Consider the following 26059-nt stretch of genomic DNA (forward strand, 5'->3'; position numbering starts at 1 on the left):
CGCGGCCGGCCCCGGAGCCGGCCGCGCGAAGGTGGTCGCCCTCGTCGCCGCGGCAGCCGTCCTGGTCGCCGCGATCGTCACCGGTGCCGTCGTCCTGAACCGGGGCGACGGCACCACCGAGGCGAAGACCACGCCCACGCCCACCCCCGCGTCGACCGAGCCCACCAGCGACACGCCCTCACCCTCGGCGTCCACCTCCGAACCGTCGGCCGACGACCCCTCCGTCGTCGTGGACGAGCTCAACGGCATCACCCTGCCGCTCCTCGACGGCTGGGTCAGACCCGAGAACGTCGTCGAGAACGACGTCGTGATGACCACACCCGGCACCTACACCTGCCCGGGCGACGACGGCATCTGCCGCCACGGCAAGGTCATCTCACGCACGGTGACCTCGAACGACGAGAAGTCGCCCGAGGCTCTCGCCAAGGGGGACATCTCGGATGCGGCGGACGCGGCGTACGACCGCGACCTCATCGACCGCCGCCCCTACAACGGCATCGAGTCACACCAGTTGGTCAAGCAGGGGCCGATCGCGGTCGCGGGCCGCACCGGGTACTTCGTGCGCTGGCGGGTCAAGACCGGGGCGGGGCCGGGCGGTTACGTCCAGTCGCTGGCGTTCCCGTCCAGCGTCGGCTCCGAGGCGCCCGTCATGGTGCGGTTCGTCTTCGACGCGGGGGAGGACGGACCCCCGCTCGCCGACATGGACAGGATCACGAAGGGGATCCGGCCGGTGGGTGACGCGGACACGGGCGGCGGCGTGGGCAACAGCGTCGGCCCCACGCAGTAGCGCGAGGCCCCAAGGAGGCGGAGGGCGAACCCTGGAGGCGTGAGCCCTAGAGGAAGGTGTGCCCTTCCCCTCGATACGTCGGGACCGTCGCCGTCACCTTCTCGCCCTCCACGAGGTGCAGCACCTCGAAACGCTCGCACAGCTCCCCGGCCTTGGCGTGCCGGAACCACACCTTGTCACCGATGAGCAGATCGTCGGCGGGGGAACCGAGCAGCGGCGTCTGCACCTCGCCTGCTCCTTCCTGGGGGTCGTAGCGCAGTCCCTCGGGGAGGTACGGCACGGGCAGCCGGTCGGGGCCCGCCGCGCCCGAGGCCGGGTAACCGCCGCCGAGGACGGTCACGACGCCCACGCCGGGCCTGCGGACGACGGGCTGGGCGAAGAGCGCGGCCGGACGCCCGCTGAACGAGGTGTAGTTGTCGAAGAGACACGGGAGGTAAAGCCCCGAACCGGCCGCGATCTCCGTTACCGAGTCCTCGGCGGCGGTGTGCTGGACGCTGCCCGTGCCGCCGCCGTTGACGAACTCCAGGTCCGGCGCCACAGCACGGACCGCGCGCACGACCTCGGCACGCCGCTGGGCCAGCTCCCCGCGTGCCGTGGCCTGCATCAGCCGGATGGCGCGCGACCGCAGCGGTCGCCCACGCACCGAGTCCCCCACGCCGGCGATATGCCCCTCGTACGCCATGATCCCGACGAGCCGGAACCCAGGCCTCCGGGCCACCGCGCGCGCCATCTCGGCGACCTGGGCGGGGGAGTGCAGCGGCGAACGGCGCGCGCCGACGCGGACGCGTCCGCCGAGGAGCCTCAGCGAGGTGTCCAACTCCAGGCAGACACGCACCACTTCCCGTCCGCCGTCCCGGGCGTCGTCGATCAGCCGCAGCTGCGCCGGATCGTCGACCATGACGGTGACGGAGGCCGCGAGTTTGGGATCGCCCGCCAGTTCCGCGTACGCCTTCCGGTCGGCTGACGGATAGGCGAGCAGCACGTCCTCGAACCCGGAGCGGGCGAGCCACAGCGACTCGGCGAGAGTGAAGGACATGATCCCGGCGAAGTCGTCCCGGGCCAGGACGCGTTCGAGCAGGGCCCGGCAGCGAACGGATTTGCTCGCGACGCGTACGGGCTTCCCCGCCGCCCTGCGAGCGAGATCATCCGCGTTGGCGTCGAATGCCTCCAGGTCCACGATCGCGACGGGGGCGTCCAGGTGGATGGTGGCGCGGTCGTAGCGGGCTCGGTCTGCGGCGCGGGCAGTCATGCCCCGTAAGCCTGCCAGACGTGATTACCGCAAGGTAGGGGGATGTTCCGGGCAGATGCCACGGGCCTGCCGACTGATTCCCGTTCGCACAGTGTCAACCCGTAGAGTGACGCGCACGCAGACGGGGAACGGACCGGAGGAGTTCCCTTGGCGGGCTGGTGCCCGCGTTCGAGGAAACGGGGGGTGCATGAGCACGGAAGCGCGGCGCGCTCCCATCCCTCCACGCCCGTCGACTCCGCCCGGCGGTGGGGCTTCGAACTCGCCGGACGAGTCCCCTTCGGCGGAGGGCGTCCAGTCCTCCTCAGGCACGACGCGAAGGACCGACACTGCGGGCGCCTTGCCGAGGCGTGATGCCGAGAACTCGTCGCGCAGGCCCGGCATCGCGGGTGCGCGGCCCGGATCCGGCGCCGCGGGCGGACCGCCCCGGCCACGTGCCGCCGACGAGGACCGCATGGGTGCCTCGGACCAGGACGGCACAGCTGCCTTCGCCGGGGAGGACATCCAGCCCATCGACGCGGGCGACGCCCTGGCGTTCGACGAGGACGGCATCCGGCCCTTCGCGGGCGACGGCGTCCGCGAAAACCCCTCCGCCGCATCGGCCCGCTTCCCGAATCTCCGGCCCGCCACAGGGCAGCAGCGGCCCCCGGTGATGCCGCCGCCCCCGGCACCCTCGGCCCGCTTCCCGGACGCACCGCCTCCGGCGACCGGCTCCCTGCCTCGCGTGGACACCACGGGCGCCTCCTCACGCCCGGCCGCGAAGGACGCCGAAGGCGCCATCATCCCGCCGCGCCCCGCCACCGCGCCCAGGGCGACCACGGGCAACTCCCAGGAACGGTCGGCCTCGGCAGCCCCTCGCATCCCCGAGCGCCCCTTCGCGCCACCACGACCGAGTACCCCGGCACCACCGGTCACGAGGCCCGCCGTGTCGCCCCGGCGTACCGGCATGCCTGAGGAAGCCGTCACGGAGACCACGGCCCGGCTCCGCCCCATCCCCGCCGAGCCGCCCACGCCGCCCACCACGCCTCCGCCCACCATGCCGCTGTCCACCACGCCTCCGCCCACCACGACTCGGCCCAGCACGCCTCTGTCCGCCGGACCCGTGTCCGGCCCGGCCGCCTCCGCCCGAGGCGGCGCCACACCCTCGGCGGGTGCCTCCCTGCGACTCGCCGAAGCATGGGACTCGACGTCGGCCGCGCACGCCGACCGCCCCTTCGTCTCGCTCGCGTCCCCGGACACCCACGACGACGACACCGCACGCCTGGGCCCCTTGGGCGACCGAGTCCGGCCGGTCGGCCCCCGGGCCGCGGCGGCCGCGGCCTGTGTCGTGCTGGGTCTCGGACTCATCGGCGGCGCGGCGACCGGGAGTTGGCTGACCGGGGACAGCGCGGGCGCCGCCGGGGCGCGGGACTCGTTCACGGCGGCCGCCGACCTCTGGCACAGCGTGCCCGTGGACCAGATCTTCCCGACCACCGTCGAGGGCGAGGGCGCCGGGCCGGGCGGCGCCGACCGTGCTTGGACCCGCATCGCCGTCGCCCCGGACAGCGGCTGCGCGAAAGCGTTCGACCCGCTCCTGCGCAAGGTCCTCGCCCCTGCCGGATGTCTGCGCCTGCTGCGCGCGACCTACACGGACGAGACCCGCAGCCATGTCATCACCGTCGGCCTCCTCTTCACGAAGGCGGACTCCGCGGCCATGGGGGTCCTGAACAGCCGGTTCAAGGACGAGGGGCTCGACCGCCGGCGCGACCTGCTGCCCCGCCCGTACGCCGCGAAGGGCACCGTCGCCGCCGGCTTCGGCGACGACCAGCGCGCGTCGTGGACGCTGTCGGTCCTGACCGATGCCCCGGTGGTCGTCTACGCGGTCTCCGGCTTCGCCGACGGCCGCAGCGTCACCGAGCCGCAGCCCGCCGAGGACGCCATGGAGACCGGCGCCACCACGCCACCCGCCCAGGCGGGCCTCGGCCACGACGCACAGGGCCTCGCCGACCGCATCGAGCGCGGCCTCCGCAAGAACGTCGGCTCGGCCACGGAGAAGCCGTCATGACCCGCACGGCCGGCGTGCCCACCCCCCGCAGAGCGGGACTCTTCGGTGCCCGCGGAACCGGACTCCTCGGCCCTCGCAGGACCGGACCTCTCGGCGTCCTCCTCGCCGTCTGCCTCGTCCTCGTCCCGTCGACCGCCGCCCACGCCGACGGCATACGTGCCCAGCAGTGGGCCCTGGACGCGATGCACACCCAGGAAGCCTGGCGGACGACGAAGGGCGAGGGCATCACCGTCGCCGTCCTCGACACGGGCGTCGACGCCCAGCACCCGGACCTCGAGGGCAACGTCCTCACCGGCAAGGACCTGGTCGGCTTCGGCGCCCGCCGGGGCGACCGCGCCTGGGCCCGCCACGGCACCGCGATGGCGGGCATCATCGCGGGTCACGGACACGGCGCCGGCAACGCCGACGGCGTGATGGGCATCGCCCCCCAGGCGAAGATCCTCCCCGTCCGCGTGATCCTGGAGGATGGCGACTCGGCCCGCGGCAAGGCCCGCAACACCCGCGGCAACGCCCTCGCGGAGGGCATCCGCTGGGCCGCCGACAACGGCGCGAACGTCATCAACCTCTCCCTCGGCGACGACTCCAAGTCCGCCCACCCGGAAGCCGCCGAGGACGCCGCCGTCCAGTACGCCCTGAGGAAGGGCGCCGTCGTCGTCGCCTCGGCCGGCAACGGCGGCGAGAAGGGCGACCACGCCTCGTACCCGGCGGCCTACCCGGGCGTCATCGCCGCCACCGCCGTCGACCGCTACGGCACCCGCGCCTCGTTCTCCACCCGCCGCTGGTACGCCACCGTCAGCGCACCCGGCGTCGACGTCGTCATCGCCGACCCGGACCGCAGGTACTACGAGGGCTGGGGCACCAGCGCCGCCTCGGCGTTCGTCTCCGGCGCCGTCGCCCTCGTCAAGGCGGCCCACCCGAATCTGAGCCCCGCCCAGATCAAACAGCTCCTGGAGGACACGGCCCGCGACGCTCCCAGCGGCGGCCGCGACGACTCCCGCGGCTTCGGCTTCGTCGACCCCGAGGCCGCCATCAAGGCGGGCGGCAAGCTCAAGCCGGAGGGGCTGCGTTCGGCCGCGTACGGCGACAAGTACTTCGGCGCGGGCCCGGAAGCCGCGGACGGCGACGAGAGCGCGACCGCCTGGGCGGGCCCCGTCGCGGGCGGACTCGGCGGCGTACTCCTGGTCATGGCGGTCGTACTGTGGCGCGGCCGCCGCATCCCGCACCGGCCCGAGCAAGACCACGACGCCGACTTCTAGACCTCGGCGTTCCGCAAGGACGACACCGCCGCCTTCGCCGCCGACTCCACCAGCGAAACCCCCTTCGCCATCGTGGAGTTGCCGTTCGAGAGCGCCGCGACGAGGTACGCATGGCCGTCGGCCGTCACCCGGCCGATGCTGTTGATGACCCAGAGCCCGGTCGTGCTGCGCGGCAACCAGCCGTTCTTCAGGGCGCATTCGGACCCGGCGGCCGAGACGCCCCACTGCTGGCCCACGGCTATGTCCCCCATGAGCCCCCTCAGGTACGCCCGTGAGGCCTCGCTCAGCTCCGAGTCGTCCCCGAACACCTGGCCGAGCAGGGTGAGTTGATCGGCAGCCGTGGTCTGCGTGAGCCCCCACAGCGGACCGTTCCCGCCCTCGGTCTCGCCGAGCCCCAACCGCTCGTTCGCCGCCGCCAGCCCCTCCGCCCGTCCGATCTCGTTCCACAGCGCCGTCGCCGAGGCGTTGTCGCTGTTCTTGATCATCACCGTGGCGTACGCCTTCTCCCGCGCCGTCAACTCCCGGTCGGCGTCCTGAGCCCGGAGCAGCAGCGCCGCCAGGATGTCGACCTTGACGATGCTCGCCGTGTCGAACGTTCCGTCCCCGTACGCCGCGCCCTCACCGGAGTCCAGATCCAGCACGGCCACCGACACCTTCGAGCGGTCCTCGACCGTCACGGAGTCCATCGCCCCGGCGAGCAGCGCGTCCCGGTCCACTGTGGGGGTGGGGACCACCGCCGCTGATTCCACTGCCGCCTCCGGTCTCCGAGACGCGTCCGATGCCTGCGCACTCGCGCCCAGGCCCATCCCCGCGCCGGACGCTTCCGAGGACGATACGAGACCGGTGGTGTCGTGTGCCCGCGCCCTCACGTTCGCGGTCCCGCCGCCCGCGGCGCTGACGAGCACGACGGACACCACCGCGGCATGGAGGAGAGGCCTGCGCCGGGACGGGCAGACGCGGGGCCGACGAGCTCTCTTCGGATCCATCCCGCGATGCTCGGCCCCGCCGCTGTGCGCACCGTTAGGCGGACGTCAGAAGCATGTAAGGGATCGCTGAGAATCCGCCGAGCCGCGTGAACAACGCGTTTCCGGGGGCGCGGGGAGATCACCGGCGAGCCCCGCATAGAGTCGATGACCGTGGCGAACAAGAACATTCCCGACTCCCCCTTCTCCGACGACGACGGCTCCGCCGACCGGCGGCTGAGCGCCGCGCTCACGGCCTGGGCCGAGGACCGGACCGCGCACACTCCGGTCCTGGAGGCGCTCAAGGGCGCCCGGCTCCTCGTACCCGTCGTGGCCGTCCTCGGTGAGGTCGAGGAGGACGAGAACGGACTGCGGCGCGAGAAGACGAGTGACATGGCCGTTCCCACGCTCAAGGCCGGGACCCGGACCGCCCTGCCCGCCTTCACGTCCACCGAGTCGCTCGCCCGCTGGGACCCGGCGGCCCGCCCCGTCGCCGTACCGCTGCATCAGGCCCTGCAGGCCGCCGCCCACGAGAAGGCCGACACGATCGTGCTCGACCTCGCGGGCCCCGTGCCGTACGAACTCACCGGGGCCGCCCTGCTCGCCCTCGCCGAGGGCCGTACGACCGCGGACCCGCTCGCCGACCCCGCCGTGACCGAAGCCGTGCGCGCCGCGGTCGCCGCCGAGCCCGCCGTGCTCCGCGCCCACCTCGGCCCCGGCCAGGCCGACGGCACCCTCGCCCTCGTACTGGACCCGTCCGCCACTCCCGCCGAGACCGCCCGTGCCGTCGCCGGGCGCCTGGCCGCCGACGACACACTGAGGGCCCGCCTGGTGCACGGCCTCGATCTGGCACTCCTGCCGACCGGGGCGACACCACCGGGCGAGCCCCTTTATGTACGTCCCTGAACCTGTGTACGTCCGAGGTCGTCGTACGCCCGCTGCCGGGCCGGCCTCAGCCGAAGACCGGACCGGTGTACTTCTCGCCCGGCCCCTGGCCCGGCTCGTCGGGGACGATCGACGCCTCACGGAACGCCAGCTGCAGCGACTTCAGGCCGTCGCGCAGCGGCGCCGCGTGGAAGGAACTGATCTCGGTCGCGCTCGCGTCCAGCAGGCCGGCCAGCGCGTGCACCAGCTTGCGTGCCTCGTCCAGGTCCTTGTGCTTCTCGCCCTCCTCGGTCAGACCGAGCTTCACGGCGGCGGCGCTCATCAGGTTGACCGCGACCGTCACGATCACCTCGACCGCGGGTACGTCCGCGATGTCGCGGGTCATGGAGTCGAAGTCGGGGGTCTCAGGAGGGGTGTCACTCATGCCCCACACGATAGGCCCCGGCCCGTCGGCCCCGACCAGGGGAGTCGGAGCGGCGGGCCACGTCCGTCGCCGTTCCGTGAGTTCGCGGTACCACCCACTTGCTGCTAACCTTGTGTAACGACCGGCCGGACACGACTGTGCCCGGCCCGCAAGTGGAGGCTCCGATCTCCCACCTGACCGTCCTCCGGGACGGCGGGTCACCCGGTCAAGGCGGCCACCATCGTTCCGTACGGACGATGGAGTCGCTGGACAAGCGCCCCGCGGTTCACCGCGGCGGTGCTCCGGTAGTCCTCGGAGCCCCGCCTGTGTCCCGTCCGGGGCATTTTTCATGCGCCGCGGTGGTTGGTCCCAGTGAAACAGACGTACGCGAGCTGTCTGCCAGGCAGCCGTGTGGTGCTAACCGAGGAGGATCCATCAGCGCCGAGCCCCGCATCAACGACCGGATTCGCGTTCCCGAGGTGCGACTTGTCGGTCCCAGCGGCGAGCAGGTCGGGATTGTCCCGCTTGCCAAGGCCCTGGAGCTTGCGCAGGAGTACGACCTCGACCTGGTCGAGGTGGCCGCGAACGCGCGTCCGCCGGTCTGCAAGCTCATGGACTACGGGAAGTTCAAGTACGAGTCGGCCATGAAGGCCCGTGAGGCGCGAAAGAACCAGGCGCACACGGTCATCAAGGAGATGAAGCTCCGGCCGAAGATCGACCCGCACGACTATGACACCAAAAAGGGTCACGTCGTCCGGTTCCTCAAGCAGGGCGACAAGGTCAAGATCACGATCATGTTCCGTGGCCGTGAGCAGTCCCGGCCCGAGCTGGGCTACCGGCTGCTGCAGCGTCTCGCGGAGGACGTCCAGGAACTCGGCTTCGTGGAGTCGAACCCGAAGCAGGACGGCCGAAACATGATCATGGTTCTCGGTCCGCACAAGAAGAAGACCGAGGCGATGGCCGAGGCCCGTGAAGCCCAGGCGGCCCGCAAGGCATCCGCGAAGGCCAACCCGGGCCGTTCGCAGAACGCCGCCGAAGAAGAAGAGGCTCCGGCCGAGGCTCCCGCCGAGGCCTGATCCCGGGACGCAGGTCCGGGGGTCCAGGTCCCTGGACGCAAGTCCGGGGATGCCAACCGACACAACCTGACGTTCCACCGTGCCCGGTTTCACGACCGGGCACCGGAACGCCACTGACGAGGAGAGAACGGCGCTATGCCGAAGAACAAGTCGCACAGCGGTTCCAGCAAGCGCTTCAAGGTCACCGGCTCCGGCAAGGTGCTCCGTGAGCGCGCCGGCAAGCGCCACTACCTCGAGCACAAGTCGTCCCGTCTGACGCGTCGCCTCACCGGCAACGCCGAGATGGCCCCGGGCGACGCCAAGAAGATCAAGAAGCTTCTCGGCAAGTGACGTCGGGCGCCGCGGCGCCCGACCTCTGACCGGGACCCAATCGTTTCGGGTCGTGTGAGTTCCCCCCACGGCCCCGCTACAAGGAGTTAAACAAGTGGCACGCGTCAAGCGGGCAGTCAACGCCCACAAGAAGCGCCGGGCGATCCTCGAGCAGGCCTCCGGCTACCGCGGTCAGCGTTCGCGTCTGTACCGCAAGGCCAAGGAGCAGGTCACCCACTCGCTGGTCTACAACTACAACGACCGCAAGAAGCGCAAGGGCGACTTCCGTCAGCTGTGGATCCAGCGCATCAACGCCGCTGCCCGCGCCAACGGCATCACCTACAACCGCTTCATCCAGGGCCTGAAGGCCGCGAACGTCGAGGTCGACCGCAAGATCCTCGCGGAGCTGGCCGTCAACGACGCGAACGCGTTCGCCGCGCTCGTCGAGGTTGCCCAGAAGGCCCTGCCGTCGGACGTCAACGCGCCGAAGGCTGCGTGACGCCGCCGCTGGCCTCAGCCGGATCTGGATGTGGACCCGCTTGCCTCTTGGCTAGCGGGTCCATATGCGTTTTCAGCAGCGGCAGCCCCCGTAACACGACCCGATGAACCTGAAGGTGACGTAACCGCATGCCCGCCGTTCCCGAGCTGATCTCCCCCCGCTCGCCGCGCGTCTCCGCCGCGCGGCGGCTGGCCAAGCGGAACTTCCGGGGGAAGGAACAGCTGTTCCTGGCCGAGGGGCCGCAGGCCGTGCGGGAGGCTGCCGCGCACCGGGGCGGCGCGGGGACGGCCACGCTCGTCGAGCTGTTCACGACCCTCGACGCCGCGGAGCGGTACGCGGACATCGTGGCCGACGCGCGGGCCGTCGGCGCCCGCGTGCACCTCGCCGCGGACGAGGTGATCGCCGACATCTCCACGACCGTCACCCCGCAGGGCCTCGTCGGGATCTGCCGGTTCCTGGACACGCCGTTCGAGGAGATCCTCAAGACCGGGCCCAGACTGGTCGCCGTACTGGCGCATGTGCGGGATCCGGGCAACGCCGGGACGGTGCTGCGCTGCGCGGACGCGGCCGGGGCGGATGCCGTCGTCCTCACCGACGCCTCCGTGGACCTCTACAACCCCAAGGCGGTGCGGGCGTCGGTCGGTTCGCTGTTCCATCTGCCCGTCGCCGTCGGCGTCCCCGTGGAGCACGCTGTCGAGGGGCTCAAGGGCGTGGGCGTACGGATTCTCGCCGCCGACGGGGCGGGTGAGGACGACCTCGACGACGAGCTGGACCAGGGAACCATGGGCGGCCCCACGGCCTGGGTGTTCGGCAACGAGGCCTGGGGACTCCCCGAGGAGACGCGTGCGCTGGCGGACGCCGTCGTGCGCGTACCCATTCACGGAAAGGCCGAGAGCCTGAACCTCGCGACGGCGGCCGCCGTATGTCTCTACGCGTCTGCCCGTGCGCAGCGACCCCGCGGCGCACGTCCCTGAGGGGGTCCGTACGGTCACTCCCAGCTAGTAGGGTGACGGGCTCGGGGGCCCTGCGCCGGTCTGAGAGGTGGGGTACGGGGATGGGTGTCGGAACGAGCGGTGCGAAAAAGGCACTGCGGGCGCGGGACGTGCGGAGCGCGGCCCCGTCCCGGCGCGGTGATCTCGCCGATCTCGGTATCGACCCCGACGAACTGCCCGACGGACTCGTGATCGCCGACGAGCGCGGCCGGGTGATCTGCTTCAACGCCGCGGCCGCCCGCATCACCGCCGTGCCCGCCGCCGAGGCGCTCGGCCGCCATCTCGACTGGGCCCTCCCCTTAGAGGATCTGGAAGGCCGCCGCTGGTGGCAGCTGACCGATCCGTACGGCGGTCTCGCGATCCGCGTCGGGCAGCCCGAGCGCAATCTGCTGCTCCCGGGCGGGCGCGAGGTACTGGTCTCCGCGCGCTACGTGCGCACAGCGCCCACCGGCCCCGTCCACCGCGTCGTCGTCTCGCTGCGCGACACCGAGGCCCGCCGCCGCACCGAGCGCAGTCACGCCGAGCTGATCGCCACCGTCGCCCACGAGCTGCGCTCGCCGCTCACCTCCGTGAAGGGCTTCACGGCGACCCTGCTCGCCAAGTGGGAACGGTTCACCGACGACCAGAAGAAACTGATGCTGGAGACCGTCGACGCCGACGCCAACCGCGTCACGCGTCTCATCGCCGAGCTCCTCGACATCTCCCGCATCGACTCCGGGCGCCTCGAAGTGCGCCGCCAGCCCGTCGACATAGGCGCCGCCGTCGGCCGCCACATCCAGGCGTACGTCGCCTCCGGCCAGTCCGCCGACCGCTTCCTGCTGCGCATCGGCCAGCCGCTGCCCGACCTGTGGGCCGACCCCGACAAGGTCGACCAGGTGCTCAGCAACCTCCTCGAAAATGCGGTGCGCCACGGCGAGGGAACCGTCACCATCGACGTAGAGCCCGCGCCGTCGCCCCGCGAACGGGAATGCGCCGGTACGTCGGTCACGGTGAGCGACGAGGGCACCGGCATCCCGGAGGAGTCCATGAACCGCGTCTTCACCCGCTTCTGGCGGGGCAGCAAGCGCGGTGGCACCGGCCTCGGGCTGTACATCGTCAAGGGCATCGTCGAAGCCCACGGCGGCACCATCACGGTCGGCCGCGCCCCCGGCGGCGGCGCGCAGTTCCGATTTACGTTGCCCGTGGGCACCCCGGCGTATCTGCAGTAACGCCGACGAGGCCCCACGGGCGCGATCACACCCCTGCGGGCTTCACCCGGACCGGGCGTCCGGGAGAAGCCCTCACCCCCGTTAGACTCGGCCTTTGGCACCTTTGCGTCCCCGTTCCAGGGACGACGCGTCCCCCGAGTCGTGACGGGACCTTCAGCCAGCCAACCGGAAGCACGGGAAGAGATGTCGGCACCGAACAAGTCGTACGACCCTGTTGAGGTCGAGGCACTGAAACCGGAAGAGATCGAGCGCATGCGGGACGAGGCGCTCGCCGCCTTCGCCGCCGCGGACTCGCTCGACGCGCTCCAGGAGGCCAAGGTCGCTCACACCGGGGGTACCTCGCCGCTGGCCCTCGCCAACCGCGAGATCGGCGCCCTGCCCCCGCACGCCAAGGCCGACGCCGGCAAGCGCGTGGGCCAGGCCCGCGGCGCCGTGAACAAGGCACTCGGCGCCCGTCAGGCGGAGCTGGAGGCCGAGCGCGACGCCCGTGTGCTGGTCGAGGAGGCAGTGGACGTCACGCTGCCCTACGACCGCGTTCCGGCCGGCGCCCGGCACCCGCTGACGACCATGATGGAGCGGGTCGCGGACGTCTTCGTGTCCATGGGGTACGAGGTCGCCGAAGGCCCCGAGGTCGAGGCCGAGTGGTTCAACTTCGACGCCCTGAACTTCGGCCCGGACCACCCTGCCCGGCAGATGCAGGACACGTTCTTCGTGCAGGGCCCGAAGGGCGCTGACAGCGATGGCGAGTCCGGTGTGGTGCTGCGGACGCACACCTCGCCCGTGCAGGCCCGCACCATGCTCGACCGTGAGCCGCCCGTCTACGTCGTCTGTCCCGGCCGCGTGTTCCGCACGGACGAGCTGGACGCCACACACACCCCGGTCTTCCACCAGATCGAGCTGCTGGCCGTGGACGAGGGCCTGACCATGGCGGACCTCAAGGGCACCCTGGACCACATGGTCCAGTCGTTGTTCGGTGCGGACATGAAGACGCGGCTGCGCCCGAACTACTTCCCGTTCACCGAGCCGTCCGCCGAGATGGACATGCTCTGCTACGTCTGCAAGGGCGAGTCCGTCGGCAACCCCGACCGCCCCTGCCGCACCTGCTCCAGCGAGGGCTGGATCGAGCTCGGTGGCTGCGGCATGGTCAACCCGCGGGTGCTGACCGCCTGCGGTGTCGACCCCGAGAAGTACAGCGGATTCGCCTTCGGGTTCGGCATCGAGCGGATGCTGATGTTCCGCCACAACGTCGAAGACATGCGAGACATGGTCGAGGGTGACGTCCGGTTCACCCGGCCGTTCGGGATGGAGATCTGATGCGGGTCCCGCTTTCTTGGCTGCGGGAGTACGTCGACCTGCCGGCGACGGAGACCGGGCGCGACGTCCAGGCCAAGCTCATTTCGGCCGGCCTCGAGGTCGAGACCGTCGAGCACCTCGGTGCCGACCTCAAGGGGCCGCTCGTCGTCGGCCAGGTGCTGACCATCGAGGAGCTGGACGGCTTCAAGAAGCCCATCCGCTTCTGCACCGTCGACGTCGGCCAGGCCAACGGCACGGGCGAGCCCCAGGAGATCGTCTGCGGCGCCCGCAACTTCGCCGTCGGCGACAAGGTCGTCGTGGTCCTCCCGGGTGCCGTGCTGCCCGGCGGGTTCGCGATCTCCGCGCGCAAGACGTACGGCCGGAACTCGCACGGCATGATCTGCTCCAGCGACGAGCTGGGGATGGGCGACGACGGCACCAAGGGCATCATCGTCCTGCCGCCGGAGCACGAGGTCGGCACCGACGCCGTCGAGCTGCTCGAGCTCGTCGACGAGGTCCTTGACATCGCGGTCACGCCTGACCGCGGCTACTGCCTGTCGCTGCGCGGCGTCGCCCGTGAGGCCGCCATCGCCTACGGGCTGCCGTTGCGCGACCCGGCTCTCCTCGACGTACCGGCTCCGAACGCGTTCGGCTACCCGGTGAAGGTCTCCGAGCCCGCCGGCTGCGACCGGTTCACCGCGCGCACCGTCACCGGGCTCGCCCCCGAGGCGCGCTCCCCGATCTGGCTGCGGCGCCGGCTGCAGAAGGCCGGGATGCGCCCGATCTCGCTCGCCGTCGACGTCACCAACTACGTGATGCTGGAGCTGGGCCAGCCCCTGCACGCATACGACCGCTCTCGTATCCAGGGCGCGATCGGCGTGCGCCGGGCCGAGCCGGGCGAGAAGCTCACCACGCTGGACGGCGTCGTGCGCACGCTGGACCCCGAGGACCTGCTGATCACGGACGACCGCGGGGCCATCGGCCTCGCGGGTGTGATGGGCGGCGCCAACACGGAGATCGCCGATCACGGGCACGCGGCGGGAGCCAGCACCGAGGTCGTCATCGAGGCCGCGCACTTCGACCCGATCTCCGTCGCGCGCACGGCACGCCGTCACCGGCTGGCCTCCGAGGCGTCCAAGCGCTTCGAGCGCGGCGTCGACCCGCTCGCCGCGTCCGCCGCGGCCCAGCGGACCGTCGACCTGCTCGTGCTCCTCGCGGGCGGCACCGCCGAGGCCGGGGTCACCGAGGTCATCGCGCCCCCCGCGCCGCACACCATCACCATCCCGGCGAACCACCCGGACAAGGTCGCCGGTGTCGACTACGGCCGCGAGACCGTCGTACGCCGCCTCCAGGAGATCGGCTGCGACGTCTACGGTCAGGACGAGCTGATCGTCACCGTGCCGTCCTGGCGGCCGGACCTGACCGACCCGAACGACCTGGCCGAAGAGGTCATCCGGCTCGAGGGCTACGAGAACCTGCCCTCGACCCTGCCGAAGCCCCCCGCGGGCCTCGGCCTGACCGACCGGCAGCGGCTGCACCGCCGGATCGGCCGCGCGCTGGCCGGCGCCGGGTACGTCGAGGCGCTGAACTACCCGTTCATCGGCGAGGACGTCTTCGACCAGCTGGGCCTGGCCGCCGACGACCCGAAGCGCCGCGTCGTCAAGCTGGTCAACCCGCTCTCCGACGAGGAGCCCGCGCTCCGTACGACGCTGCTGCCGGGCCTGCTCGCCGCACTGCGCCGCAACGACGGCAGGGGCTCGCACGACCTGGCGCTCTTCGAGACCGGCCTGGTCTTCCAGCCGCAGGACGAGCTGCGCGTCGCCGGGCGCCTGCCCGTCGACCGCCGGCCCACCGACGAGGAGATCGCGTCGCTCACCGCCGCGCTCCCCGTCCAACCGCTGCACGCCGCCGTCGTCCTCGCGGGCGCGCGCGAGCAGGCCGGCTGGTGGGGCAAGGGCCGCCCGGCCGACTGGGCCGACGCCATCGAGGCCGCGCGCACCCTCGCCCGCGAGGCCGGGGCCGAACTCCTCGTCCGCCAGGGCCAGTACGGGCCGTGGCACCCCGGCCGGTGCGCCGAGCTCGCCGTGGTGATCGACGGCGCCGAGCAGGTCATCGGGTACGCCGGTGAGCTGCACCCCGGCGTCCTGAAGGCCCTGCACCTGCCCGCGCGCTCCTCAGCGATGGAGCTCGACCTGGACGCGCTGGAGCGGGCGAGCGCGGGTGTGCCCAAGGGCCCGCACATCTCCTCGTTCCCGGTCGCCACGCAGGATGTCGCGCTCGTCGTCGACCAGTCGGTCCCCGCCGCCGGCGTCGAGGCCGCGCTGCGCGAGGGCGCGGGTGAACTCCTCGAGTCCATCCGGCTGTTCGACGTCTTCACCGGCGAGCAGATCGGCGAGGGAAAGAAGTCCCTGGCGTACGCGCTGCGCTTCCGCGCCGACGACCGCACCCTGACCGTCGACGAGGCCTCCGCGGCCCGCGACACGGCCGTCGCCCTGGCGGCCGAGCGCACGGGGGCGGTGCTGCGCGGAGCGTGAGAGCGCCTTGAGCTGTTGGGTGTGAAGGCCACCATCGCCTGAATCGAGGGGCGTGTCCGCACTGCCGGGCACGCCCCTCGCCCCTTGAGCACACAGGAAACCCATCTCACTCATTTGAGTGACATTTGGGAGCGATCTGGCCTGATCGGGGCATGCGCTCGACAGAATCGACCCGGCCGCACAGGCCGGTGCCTGCGCGCTCAACAGGGCTTCAGGGGGAGGCCATCGGAATGATCCGTACGAAGGCTGGGGCCCCGCGCCGGGCCGGGCCTCAGATGGAACACCGTACGAGCCGGCGACAGACCATCGCCCGCTCGCTCGGACGCACCAGAGTACGCACGCCCGGCCGGCCCGAGACCCGCGGACTCGGCCCGGAACAGCAGCGTGCGGGCCGGGTGCTCGCCATGGGGCTGCCCTGCATGTGGGGCGCTGTGGCGATCACCTACAAACTGACCTGTCCACTCGCCCATCATCACGAGCTCAGCGCCCGGATCGTCACGAGTGCCGTGTTCTTCGTGGTCGGCGCCGGCCTGATTCTGCATGTCAGGCAGGGGTTGCTGCGGGAGCTGCGGCAGATGCGCAAGGTCGCGGGCGCCGCACAGGGCGTACTGCTGAGGCCGCTGCCGCCGCGCATCGACGGACTGAACGTCGCCGCGGCGCAGCTCTGCGCGGACCACGGAGCCACCGTCGGCGGTGATCTGTACGAGGTGATCGGCACCGAGCACGGCGTGCGGGTCGTCATGGGCGACGTGCGCGGACACGGTCTCGCCGCCCTCGGGACCGTCGCCGCGGTCCTCGGCAGCTTCCGTGAGGCGGTGCACGACGAGGCCGAACTGTCCTGCGTACTGCGGAGGCTGGAGCGGGCCATGTCCCGGCACCTGCGGGAGCGGGCTCGGGCCGAGCACCCCTCGTCCGGACTTGAGCCCGACAGCCCGGTCGCCGAGGAGTTCGTCACCGTGCTGCTGCTGGAGATTCGTCCCGACGGCGAGGTGTGGGCCGTCAACTGCGGTCACCCATGGCCGTATGCGCTGCGCAGCGATGTCGGACCCGCCGGACTGCGAGGGTATGTGGAGCACTTGGCCGCCGGCGAGGTGCTGCCGCCCCTCGGGCCCTTCCCTCTCCCCGCCGAGCTGCCCGTCGTCAGCTGCGGGCATCTCCTGTACGGCGAGGCGCTGTTCCTGTACACCGATGGCATCGAGGACGCGCGGGACAGCGGTGGGGTGTTCTTTCCGCTGCCCGCCGCACTCACCGATGCCGTCTGTGTCCAGCCGGTCTCGCCGCAGTCCGTGCTCCACTCCGTGCTGGCCGGCCTGCAGCAACACTGCGGCGGCCGCCCCACCGACGACGCGGCCGTACTGGTGCTCCACAACGACCGACACCGCCAGCACAGGCGCGCGCCCGTAGGGGCGCGGGGAACTGCGCGACAAGCCACAACGGACCCGCAGCCAACGACCCACCTGTAGTGACCCTGCTCAACCGGCGGAGCAACCGGCGGAGCCGTCCGCCCCGCCACGGAGTGTCGGGCAGGCAGCTGGGCGGACGGCGCGGAGACGGGCCGCCGCACTGTACGAGGGGGAGCCGACGGCCCGGCCGGCCTCTTGCGAGGCATTTCAGTCAACCGGCCGGAAACTCTCCGCAACAGCGCGTGTACTGCCCGGATTCGAGCACTCTGTTCACACCCCGTGTGAGCCGGAAAGCACTAGTCTGTCCGCACCGAGCCACCCGGAGGGCCCTCATGCAGCCCAACACTCTGCTCGATGCGATCCTCGACGAAGCCGGGATCTCGCATGCGGGACTCGCGGCCCATGTGAACCAGGCGGGGCGCGGCCGTGGCCTCGCCCTTCGCTACGAACACACCGCCGTGGCCCGATGGTTGAAGGGCCAGCGGCCACGCGGCCAGGTGCCCGACCTGATCTGCGAGGTGCTCGCCGCCCGTTTGCAGCGACCCGTCACGCTCGACGACATCGGCCTCGGTTTACCCGGCGAACCGGCCGCCCCGCACGGCACGACGCTCTCCGGTTTCGTGGAGCGCGCCACGGCCCTGTGGCGCTCCGACGAACAGCAGCGCCCGCACATCCTCGGCGCCCCGGCCGTCACCGGGACGCCCGCCGTGATGCCCGTGTGGGAGTGGGAGAACCCGCCCGAGGACGTGGATGTCTCGCGTGGTGGGCGGCACCGGGTGAGCATGGCCGACATCGACATGCTGCGCGCCGCCCGCGCCCACTACGAGCAGATGTACCGCAAGGCCGGCGGGGTCGCGACCCGCACGCGCATCGTCGGGTTCCTCAACTCCGAGACCGCGCCGCTGCTGCGTGGCAGCTACACCGACGCCACCGGCCGTCAACTCCACCGCGCCACGGGCGGGTTGGTGGCGGTCGCGGGCATCTGCGCCTACGACTCCGATGCGCACGGTCTCGCCCAGCGCTACTTCCACCAGGCCCTGCGGCTGGCGAAGGCCAGCGGGGACCGGGGGCTTGGCGCGTACGTCATCGCCCTGCTGGTCAACCAGTCGTTGTTCATGCGCGAGTACCGGCAGGCCGTCGCCTTCGCCGAGGCCGCGCTGCGCGCCGCGGGGCGGCAGATCACTCCGGCACTCGCGTCGGACCTCTACGCGATGCAGGCCAAGGCGTACGCACACCTCGGCGACGGCAGCAGCGCGCTGTCCTGCATCCGGAGTGCCGAGCAGGCCGCCGAGCGCATCAGGCGCGGTCACGAGCCGGACGAGACCGGCTATGTCCAGCCCGGACTGGTCAATGTGCAAGTGGCGGAGGCGCTGTTGAGCCTCGGCGACCTGACCGCCGCGCGTGAGCACGCCGAGGCCGCCGTGGACAATCCGGCGCACGACCGGGGCAGGGTGCACCGGCTCGGCATGCTCAGCCAGATCGAACTGCGCCAGGGGAACGCGGACAAGGCGGCGGTCACGGCGGTCGAAATGGCCGAGCGGGCGCGGGGGATGGAGTCCCAGCGACTGCGCGACAGACTGCGGGCGGTACGCGAACATCTGGTGGCCAGTGGGTGTGCGGGTACGGCCGAGGCCGCCGAACTCATCGACGGGGCACTGCGCGTACCGCTCTGAGAAGAGCCTTCGGGGGTACCCGTAGGCACCCCATCCCGTCCACTGCGGGCGACTTCAATACCACCGCGGTGCGGAACACCGCGCCCACCGCTGCGCTGCGAGCGGCCGCCATGAGTGTGCTGTGAGGACGCTCCTGCTGCGATATTGCCATCTACTCGGCGGAAGGTGGCAGAACCGTGCAGTGGACGAAACAGAACGAACAAACTGTGTACGCAAACCGCTGGTTCAGCGTCAATCTCGCAGATGTAGAGCTGCCGGACGGTCGGCACCTCGATCACTTTTTGATACGGCTGCGGCCCGTCGCCGTGGCCACCGTGGTGAATGAGGCCAACGAGGTGCTGCTCCTGTGGCGGCACCGCTTCATCACCGACAGCTGGGGGTGGGAACTCGCCGCGGGTGTCGTCGAAGACGGTGAGGACATCGCCGACGCGGCCGCCCGCGAACTCGAGGAGGAGACCGGGTGGCGGCCGGGACCCCTGCACCATCTGATGAGCGTCGAGCCCTCCAACGGACTCACCGACGCTCGGCACCACATCTTCTGGGCCGACGAGGGCACGTATGTCGGACACCCCGTGGACGACTTCGAGTCGGACCGCAGGGAATGGGTCCCGCTCAAGCTCGTCCCCGACATGGTCGCCCGGGGCGAGGTCCCGGCCGCCAACATGGCAGCCGCGCTGCTTCTCCTGCATCACTCGAGGCTCGGGCAGGACGCCTTGCCCTGATCCCCCCCAACGGCGTCCGGCGAGTTCAGCGGCCCACGGCCTGCCAGACCGCCACGACGAGCGCGCCCAGGGCCGTGAGCGCCGCAACCGCGGGCAGCGGCCATCGGGTGTGCTCCAGGGCGACGATCCGTGTGCTCAGGTCGTCGACCTCCTTGGCGGTCTGCTCGGTACGGTGACTGAGCAGGGTGATCCCTCCCTCGACGCGGGCATGCGCCACGTCAAGGCGGCGGCGTAACTCTGCGAGTTCACCGTGGACCACGGGATGCTCGGGGTCGGTGGCCACGAGTCCCACTCCTCTCTGTAGTCGTTTCATCCCTTCATGCGCACGTGAAGTCAACTCGCCTGGTGGACGCGTGGGGAGCGTGTGCGCGGGGCATATGCGTGCCCGGTGCGCACACGGTGTGTGAATCGCGCGGGCCCGTCCCTCCAAGGGAGTGCCGGGCCCGCGTCAGCCAGACGTGTACGGACCGTAGTCAGTACCCGGCTCTCACCAGGCCCCTAGCCGTAGGTGTAGAAGCCCGAGCCCGACTTCCGGCCCAGCCGGCCCGCGTCGACCATGCGCTGGAGCAGCGGGGGAGCGGCGTACAGCGGTTCCTTGTACTCGTGGTACATCGAGTCCGCGACGGACGCGACCGTGTCCAAGCCGATCAGGTCGGAGAGCTTGAGCGGGCCCATCGGGTGGGCGCAGCCCATCTCCATGCCGTTGTCGATGTCCTCGCGGCTCGCGATGCCCGACTCGAACATGCGGATCGCGGAGAGCAGATACGGGATCAGCAGCGCGTTGACGACGAAGCCCGAACGGTCCTGGGCGCGGATCGCGTGCTTGCCGAGGATCTTCTCGACCAGCGCCTGCGACCGTCCGAGGGTGACCTCGGAGGTGGTGAGGGCCGGGATCAGCTCGACCAGCTTCTGGACGGGGGCCGGGTTGAAGAAGTGGATGCCGATGACCTGGTCGGGACGCGAGGTGGCGACGGCGAGCTTCACCAGCGGGATCGACGAGGTGTTGGAGGCGAGGATCGCGTCCGGCCGGGTCACGACATGATCCAGGACCTGGAAGATCTCGGTCTTCACCTGCTCGTTCTCGACGACGGCCTCGATCACCAGATCACGGTCGGCGAACTCGCCGAGGTCGGTGGTGAAGCTGAGCCGCGCCTGAGTGGTGTCCCGCTCCTCCTCGGAGATCTTGCCGCGTTCGGCCGCCTTGGAGAGCGAGTTGTACAGCCGGGTCCGGCCGATCTCCAATGCCTCGCCGGTGGTCTCGGCGACCTTCACGTCCAGGCCGGCACGGGCGCACACCTCGGCGATGCCCGCTCCCATCTGACCGCAGCCCACCACTCCGACGCGTGAGATGTCTCCGAAGGTGTCCGTCACTTCGTCCCTTTCGCTGTTCTACCGGCGTGGCAGACTCCCGAAGGGCGCCTGCTCCATTCGTGCACGTTACTCTCGGGCTGCCGCTGATCGATCGTCCGGGTCCGGCCTCGCCGCCTGCCCGGACGGTGCGTGATCCGGTGGATCCGGTGCGTATGCGGGAGACCCGTGGCGCGGGAGAACCCATGATGCGGGAGAACCCATGAGTCGAGTGACACGTAGGGCGTTCGCGGGCGCGATGCTGGCGGGGCTTGCCACGGCAGGCGGCGCGGCCGCATGGGGCGCGACGACCGAGGACGGGAAGGGCGAGTCCCGGCGCCGCACTCCCTTCGGTGAGCTGCGCGGTATGTGGCTGTCGACCGTCGCCAACCGCGACTGGCCGTCCAAGTCCGGGTTGACCGCGTCCCAGCAGCGCGCCGAACTGATCGCCCAGCTCGACACGGCCGTACGCCGGCGGCTGAACACGGTGATCTTCCAGGTGCGCCCCACGGCCGACGCCCTGTGGCCCTCGCCCTACGAGCCCTGGTCGCAGTACCTCACCGGCGTCCAGGGCAAGGATCCCGGCTGGGACCCGCTCGGCACCGCGGTCAGGGAAGCCCATGTACGGGGGCTGCAACTGCATGCCTGGTTCAACCCGTACCGGATCGCCAACCACGCGGACGTCACCAAGCTGGTCGCGTCACACCCGGCCCGCAAGCACCCCGACTGGGTCGTGCCCTACGGCGGGAAGCTCTACTACAACCCGGGTCTGCCCGAGGTCCGTGCCTTCGTCCAGAAGGCGATGCTCGACGCGGTGAAGAAGTACCCCGTGGACGCCGTGCACTGGGACGACTACTTCTATCCGTACCCGGTCGCCGGCGCGGTCTTCGACGACGACGCCGCATACGAGACGTACGGCGGGGCATTCGCGGACCGGGCGGCCTGGCGGCGCAGCAACATCGACAAGCTGGTGCGCGAGATGGCGGTCCGGGTGAAGAGGATCCGGCCCACTACACAGTTCGGGATCAGCCCGTTCGGGGTGTGGCGCAACGCCGCGACCGACTCCCGGGGCTCGGACACCCGGGCGATGCAGACGTACGACGATCTGCACGCCGACACGAGGAAATGGGTCCGCAGGGGCTGGATCGACTACGTCTGCCCGCAGCTCTACTGGAACATCGGTTTCGCCGCCGCCGACTACGCCAAGCTGCTGCCCTGGTGGGCCGACGTCGCGCGGGGCAGCAGAACGCGCTTGTACGTGGGCGAGGCGCTGTACAAGGCCGGGGACCCGGCGCAGCCCGCCGCCTGGCAGGACGCGGCCGAGCTGTCCCGGCATCTCACCCTCGCCGGGGAGTACCCGCAGGTGCGCGGGCACGTCTTCTTCTCGGCCAAGGAGGTACGCGCCGACCGGATCGGCGCGCTGGCCCGCGTGGTCGCCGACCACTACCAGCGGTCGGCGAACCCGCCGGGCTGACCTACTGGACCCGGTTCTCGCGGACGTGATGCTGGACGACGGTGTCAGGACCGGGGGACATCACGGTCTCGTGGCCGTCCTCGAAGCGGACGCGGAACGGAGGATTGCCGTCCGTTCCCAGCACTTCGACGACTTCCGCGACCCGGTCGTGCTGCCCGACGATCCTGCCGTGCACCAGCAGGTGGTCGCCTTTGTTTGCACGCATCTGGAGGGCCTCCTCGTCTGGCACGGGAGTAGCGGTCCGTGGGTGTAAGTCTACGGCTGGGGGCGCCGATCGCGACCGGCGTGTGCCGCCCGCTCAGCCTCGCGCTCGTTGGGTGACCGCGATACAGACCAGTACGGTCGCGGCCGCAAGGGGTGCGGCCGCCGTGAGGTGCTCGCCCAGGAGCAGCACCGACCACACCAGTGTGAGCAGCGGCTGCGCCAACTGCAACTGGCTCGCCTTCGGGATGCCGATCGCCGCCATGCCCCGGTACCACACCACCAGGCCGAGGAACTGCGAGCCGGCCGCGACCCAGAGCAGCCCCGTCACGCCGTGCGCCGTCAGATGCACGGGCTCGTACGACAGGGCGATCGCCGCCGCGGGCACGGCGAGCGGCAGACACAGCACCAGTGCCCAGCCGATGACCTGCCAGCCCGGCATGACGCGGGCCAGGCGGCCGCCCTCGGTGTAGCCGGCCGCGCAGACCAGCAGCGCCCCGAAGAGGTACACGTCCGCGCCGGCCAGGGCACCGCCGCTCTGCTGCACGGTGAACGCGATCACCACGGCGGCGCCCGTGAGCGCCGCGATCCAGAAGGTGCGCGAGGGGCGGTTGCCGACGCGCAGGGCCGAGAACAGCGCGGTGGTCAACGGGAGCAGCCCGACCACGACCGCGGCGTGGGCGGTCGTCGATGTCTCCAGGGCGAGGGTGCTGAGCAGGGGAAACCCGAGCACGACCCCTCCGGCCACGACGGACAGGCCCGTCCAGTGGCGCCGGGCGGGCAGCGGCACGCGCAGGGCCAGCAGACAGGCACCGGCGATGACCGCCGCCAGGACGCTCCGCACGGCCACCAGCGACCAGGCGCCGAAGCTCTCCAGCCCCCAGGCGGTGGCCGGGAACGTGAGTGAGAAGGCGGTGACACCCAGAGCGGCCTGGAGGATGCCGGCGCGGGGCCCCGCGGGCGGCGGGGGAGGGGTGGTGCCGATAGTTCGTCCGGCGGCCGGGACCGCTATCGCAGTCGGTGTAGTAGCGCTATCCTGTGCTCTCATGTATGAGCGTAGCAGTGTGGCAGATCTGGCGAAACGGCTACGCGAGGAGCTGGACCGCTACTCTCCAGGTGGAAAACTGCCGTCGAGCCGGTCGCTGGTCGAGCGGTTCCGGGTGAGCCCGGTGACCGTGTCGCGGGCTCTGGCTCAGCTGGCCGCGGAGGGGCTCGTGGTGACCAGGCCGGGTGCCGGGGCGTTTCGGGCCATGCCGCAGGCCGCCGGGCCCGTCGTGGGGGACACGTCCTGGCAGGAGGTCGCGCTCAGCGCGGACGCCGCCACCGATGTCGTACCGCGTACGGTCGATGCCTCCGGAGTGATGGTCTCGCTGGCCGCACCGCCGCCCGGGGTCATCGAGTTCAACGGCGGCTATCTGCACCCTTCGTTGCAGCCGGAGCGGGCGATGGCCGCGGCGCTGGCCCGGGCGGGCCGCCGGCCCGGCGCCTGGACGCGCCCACCCGTCGAAGGGCTGCCGGAACTGCGCGAGTGGTTCGCCCGGGGCATCGGCGGTGCCATCACCGCCGCCGAGGTGCTGATCACGGCCGGCGGTCAGTCCGCACTGACCACCGCCCTGCGTGCGCTCGCCCCACCCGGCGCGCCGGTGCTCGTGGAGTCGCCCACGTATCCAGGGATGCTGGCCATCGCCCGCGCGTCCGGACTGCGCCCAGTACCCGTACCGGTCGACGCGGACGGTGTCCGTCCCCGCCTGCTCGCCGACGCCTTCCGGGCGACCGGGGCCCGCGTCTTCGTCTGCCAGCCGCTGCTCCAGAACCCGACCGGCGCCGTACTCGCCCCGGAGCGCCGTGGTGAGGTGCTGCGGATCGCGCGTGAGGCCGGCGCGTTCGTCGTCGAGGACGACTTCGTGCGCCGGCTCGTGCACGAGGACGCTGGGCCCCTGCCACGCCCGCTGGCCTCGGACGACACCGACGGAGTCGTCGTCCACGTCTGCTCCCTGACCAAGGCGACCTCGCCGAGCTTCCGGGTGAGTGCCCTCGCCGCCCGCGGACCCGTTCTGGAACGGCTGCGGGCCATCCAGGTCGTCGACACCTTCTTCGTGCCGCGCCCGCTCCAGGAGGCGGCCCTGGAACTCGTCGGCTCGCCCGCCTGGCCACGTCATCTGCGGTCCGTGGCCGTCGAGTTGAGAAAGCGGCGCGACACGATGACCACCGCCCTGCGCCTGAACCTGCCCGAGATCGCCCTCCCGCACATCCCCTCCGGCGGCTACCACCTGTGGCTGCGGCTGCCCGACGGTACGGATGAGCAGGCCCTGGTCGCCGCCGCCCTGCGCGCGGGTGTGGCCGTCACCCCCGGCCGCCCCTACTTCAGCGCCGAGCCCGCCGCCGCGCACCTGCGGCTGAGCTTCGCGGCCGTGGCGAGCACGGCGGAGATCACGGAGGGCGTACGCAGGTTGCGCACCGCCTGCGACGAGGCGTGCAGGGGGAGTTGACGGCGCTCCGTTCCGGAGTGGGTGTGTGAGCCTCCCGGTAACCCTCAGCGACCCCTTGACCTGGGCAGTTCCGCACTCCACGATCACCGCATGCACGTTCGTGTCACGCTCCTCGCGGCGGCGCGCAGCTCCCCGCTGCTCGCCGAGCGCTTCGACGACGACCGGCCGCTCGATCTGGCGGGCTGGAACGAGGTGCAGCGCGCGGCGCACGCGTTGGTGCGGTTGGCGGCGGCCGAGTTGCGGTACTGCTCGCCGACACCGCGCAGCCGGGCCACCGGTGACGCGCTAGGGCTGTCGCCGCTGGCCCAGCCCGCCTTGCGGGACTGGGACATGGGCCGCTGGCGCGGTCTCACGCTCGGCGAGGCGATGGCCCGCGAACCCCGGGCCGTGGACGCGTGGCTCGCCGACCCGTACTCCGCCCCGCACGGCGGTGAGCCGCTGATCGCGTTCATCAAGCGCGTGGGCGATTGGCTCGACACTCGTCCCCAGGGGCTCGGCTACGCCCGACCAGGGGAGACCCCCATCGCCGACGACGGCGGCCGCATCGTCGCGGTGGCCGAACCCGCGGTCGTACGCGCCACGCTGGTCTACGCGTTGAAGGCGCCCCCGTCGACATACTGGAACATCGACGTCCGCCCCTTGTCGATGGTCACGATCACGGGGCGGGCGGGGCGCTGGAACCTGCGTCTCGACGACCGGACCGTGCAGGCCTAGTCGACCGGGCGCCCCCCCGCGCGTGGCGCGTGCGTAGTCCGTGGTGCCTGCGTAGTCCGTGGCGCGTGCGTAGTCCGTGGTGAGCAGCAGGTTCTTGGCCGGTCCGCCCACCCGCCACACCGTCCGCCAGTGGTCCGCGTCCAGGACGGTGAACTCACCCCGGTAGAGGTCCGCGGCGCACGGATGCTCAGCGATGTGCCGCCCGGACGTCAGGTCCAGGTCGTGGAAAGGGCGGCCGTCGGCGAACCGTACGTCGGCCCGGCCCGCCGATTCGCCCGGCAGGAACCGCAGCGTCCGCTCGGCGGGCCGGGCGACGCCCTGCCACACGAACGTGCCGGACTCGCGGTGCAGCAGCCCGCCGCCGCCCGGCTTTCCGTCACTTTCAGGTTGTCCGCCCCCGTCGAGCGGCTCGAACTCCGTGGTCCCGCTGAAGGTTCCCTCCGCTCCGCTCACGAGGTCCCGGACCGAGCGCTCCACGCGCCACATCCCGGACAGATAGGCCAGCACGTCGGGCACCGGCCGGAAATCGCTCATACCGTTCC

At 71.5% G+C, this 26059-nt stretch carries 23 protein-coding genes and 2 pseudogenes; 17 read left to right on the plus strand and 8 right to left on the minus strand.

Annotation, left to right across the window (positions count from 1 at the left end):
* On the plus strand, positions 1-787 hold a 787-nt coding region (locus tag FGD71_RS41730), incomplete at its 5' end, for a hypothetical protein (RefSeq protein ID WP_119105794.1).
* Positions 788-833: 46 nt separating this feature from the next.
* Here the strand turns inward: FGD71_RS41730 and FGD71_RS41735 are convergent.
* The gene (locus tag FGD71_RS41735) at positions 834-2036 is read right to left on the minus strand and encodes an amino acid deaminase/aldolase (protein ID WP_119105795.1); all 1203 of its coding nucleotides are present in this window, start codon (positions 2034-2036) and stop codon (positions 834-836) included.
* A gap of 337 nt (positions 2037-2373) precedes the next feature.
* On the opposite strand from FGD71_RS41735, the gene FGD71_RS49465 reads away from it, so the two are divergent.
* The gene (locus FGD71_RS49465; RefSeq protein ID WP_240437034.1) at positions 2374-4077 is read left to right on the plus strand and encodes a hypothetical protein; all 1704 of its coding nucleotides are present in this window, start codon (positions 2374-2376) and stop codon (positions 4075-4077) included.
* Entirely contained in the window at positions 4074-5333 is a 1260-nt protein-coding gene (gene mycP / locus FGD71_RS41745; RefSeq protein WP_119105796.1) for a type VII secretion-associated serine protease mycosin, read from the plus strand. Before FGD71_RS49465 ends, mycP begins: the two co-directional genes overlap by 4 nt.
* Here the strand turns inward: mycP and FGD71_RS41750 are convergent.
* On the minus strand, positions 5330-6319 hold the full coding sequence (locus FGD71_RS41750) for a serine hydrolase (protein WP_119105797.1): 990 nt from the start codon (positions 6317-6319) through the stop codon (positions 5330-5332). The two genes, mycP and FGD71_RS41750, sit on opposite strands and share 4 nt — an antisense overlap.
* A 150-nt stretch (positions 6320-6469) precedes the next feature.
* On the opposite strand from FGD71_RS41750, the gene FGD71_RS41755 reads away from it, so the two are divergent.
* Positions 6470-7201, plus strand: a complete 732-nt coding sequence (locus tag FGD71_RS41755) for an SseB family protein (RefSeq protein ID WP_119105819.1) — start codon at positions 6470-6472, stop codon at positions 7199-7201.
* A gap of 46 nt (positions 7202-7247) precedes the next feature.
* On the opposite strand, the gene FGD71_RS41760 is transcribed toward FGD71_RS41755, so the two are convergent.
* Positions 7248-7604 (minus strand): DUF1844 domain-containing protein, encoded by a 357-nt coding sequence (locus FGD71_RS41760; protein WP_119105798.1) that lies wholly within the window; start codon positions 7602-7604, stop codon positions 7248-7250.
* A gap of 388 nt (positions 7605-7992) precedes the next feature.
* Between FGD71_RS41760 and infC the strand changes: the two are divergent.
* From infC to FGD71_RS41810, 10 genes and pseudogenes are all read left to right on the plus strand, one after another.
* Positions 7993-8659: pseudogene (gene infC / locus FGD71_RS41765) on the plus strand (translation initiation factor IF-3).
* A gap of 135 nt (positions 8660-8794) precedes the next feature.
* Positions 8795-8989: a 50S ribosomal protein L35 gene (gene rpmI / locus FGD71_RS41770; protein ID WP_067031856.1), complete on the plus strand. Its 195-nt coding sequence runs from the start codon at positions 8795-8797 to the stop codon at positions 8987-8989.
* Positions 8990-9083: 94 nt separating this feature from the next.
* Complete coding sequence (rplT, locus tag FGD71_RS41775) at positions 9084-9467, plus strand: 50S ribosomal protein L20 (RefSeq protein ID WP_006141703.1); 384 nt, start codon at positions 9084-9086, stop codon at positions 9465-9467.
* Between the two features lie 128 nt (positions 9468-9595).
* Positions 9596-10441, plus strand: coding sequence for a TrmH family RNA methyltransferase (locus FGD71_RS41780; RefSeq protein WP_119105799.1), 846 nt, complete (start codon positions 9596-9598; stop codon positions 10439-10441).
* An 80-nt stretch (positions 10442-10521) separates the two neighbouring features.
* Positions 10522-11667, plus strand: coding sequence for a sensor histidine kinase (locus tag FGD71_RS41785; RefSeq protein WP_119105800.1), 1146 nt, complete (start codon positions 10522-10524; stop codon positions 11665-11667).
* 183 nt (positions 11668-11850) lie between these two features.
* Positions 11851-12981 (plus strand): phenylalanine--tRNA ligase subunit alpha, encoded by a 1131-nt coding sequence (gene pheS, locus FGD71_RS41790; RefSeq protein ID WP_119105801.1) that lies wholly within the window; start codon positions 11851-11853, stop codon positions 12979-12981.
* Positions 12981-15494, plus strand: coding sequence for a phenylalanine--tRNA ligase subunit beta (pheT, locus tag FGD71_RS41795; RefSeq protein ID WP_119105802.1), 2514 nt, complete (start codon positions 12981-12983; stop codon positions 15492-15494). The genes pheS and pheT overlap by 1 nt, the downstream gene beginning before the upstream one ends.
* Before the next feature lie 404 nt (positions 15495-15898).
* Entirely contained in the window at positions 15899-16957 is a 1059-nt protein-coding gene (locus tag FGD71_RS41800; protein ID WP_119105821.1) for a PP2C family protein-serine/threonine phosphatase, read from the plus strand.
* A gap of 272 nt (positions 16958-17229) precedes the next feature.
* Complete coding sequence (locus FGD71_RS41805; RefSeq protein WP_119105803.1) at positions 17230-18570, plus strand: NsdA family TPR-like regulatory protein; 1341 nt, start codon at positions 17230-17232, stop codon at positions 18568-18570.
* Between the two features lie 176 nt (positions 18571-18746).
* Positions 18747-19292, plus strand: a complete 546-nt coding sequence (locus tag FGD71_RS41810; protein WP_119105804.1) for an NUDIX hydrolase — start codon at positions 18747-18749, stop codon at positions 19290-19292.
* Positions 19293-19317: 25 nt separating this feature from the next.
* Here FGD71_RS41810 and FGD71_RS41815 read toward each other — a convergent pair whose 3' ends face one another.
* Positions 19318-19575 (minus strand): hypothetical protein, encoded by a 258-nt coding sequence (locus FGD71_RS41815; RefSeq protein ID WP_119105805.1) that lies wholly within the window; start codon positions 19573-19575, stop codon positions 19318-19320.
* A gap of 215 nt (positions 19576-19790) precedes the next feature.
* Complete coding sequence (locus tag FGD71_RS41820; protein ID WP_119105806.1) at positions 19791-20663, minus strand: 3-hydroxybutyryl-CoA dehydrogenase; 873 nt, start codon at positions 20661-20663, stop codon at positions 19791-19793.
* Between the two features lie 199 nt (positions 20664-20862).
* Here FGD71_RS41820 and FGD71_RS41825 point away from each other — a divergent pair, with 199 nt between their 5' ends.
* Positions 20863-22113, plus strand: a complete 1251-nt coding sequence (locus FGD71_RS41825; RefSeq protein ID WP_119105807.1) for a glycoside hydrolase family 10-like protein — start codon at positions 20863-20865, stop codon at positions 22111-22113.
* A gap of 1 nt (position 22114) precedes the next feature.
* On the opposite strand, the gene FGD71_RS41830 is transcribed toward FGD71_RS41825, so the two are convergent.
* Both FGD71_RS41830 and FGD71_RS41835 read right to left on the minus strand, forming a co-directional pair.
* Entirely contained in the window at positions 22115-22318 is a 204-nt protein-coding gene (locus FGD71_RS41830) for a DUF1918 domain-containing protein (protein WP_119105808.1), read from the minus strand.
* Between the two features lie 93 nt (positions 22319-22411).
* A complete protein-coding gene (locus FGD71_RS41835; RefSeq protein WP_119105809.1) occupies positions 22412-23362 on the minus strand; it encodes a DMT family transporter in 951 nt (316 codons plus the stop codon).
* Between FGD71_RS41835 and FGD71_RS41840 the strand changes: the two genes are divergently transcribed.
* Together FGD71_RS41840 and FGD71_RS41845 are read left to right on the plus strand one after the other, a co-directional pair.
* A complete protein-coding gene (locus tag FGD71_RS41840) occupies positions 23361-24803 on the plus strand; it encodes an aminotransferase-like domain-containing protein (RefSeq protein ID WP_119105810.1) in 1443 nt (480 codons plus the stop codon). The genes FGD71_RS41835 and FGD71_RS41840 overlap by 2 nt on opposite strands.
* Positions 24804-24893: 90 nt before the next feature.
* Complete coding sequence (locus FGD71_RS41845; RefSeq protein WP_119105811.1) at positions 24894-25517, plus strand: histidine phosphatase family protein; 624 nt, start codon at positions 24894-24896, stop codon at positions 25515-25517.
* Positions 25518-25580: 63 nt separating this feature from the next.
* Here FGD71_RS41845 and FGD71_RS48130 read toward each other — a convergent pair.
* Positions 25581-26051, minus strand: a pseudogene (locus FGD71_RS48130) (DUF6314 family protein); the annotation flags it as partial.
* Positions 26052-26059 lie beyond the last annotated feature (8 nt).

Origin of the sequence: Streptomyces sporangiiformans, assembly GCF_005768555.2 — a bacterium.
In the GTDB taxonomy this organism is placed as follows: domain Bacteria; phylum Actinomycetota; class Actinomycetes; order Streptomycetales; family Streptomycetaceae; genus Streptomyces; species Streptomyces sporangiiformans.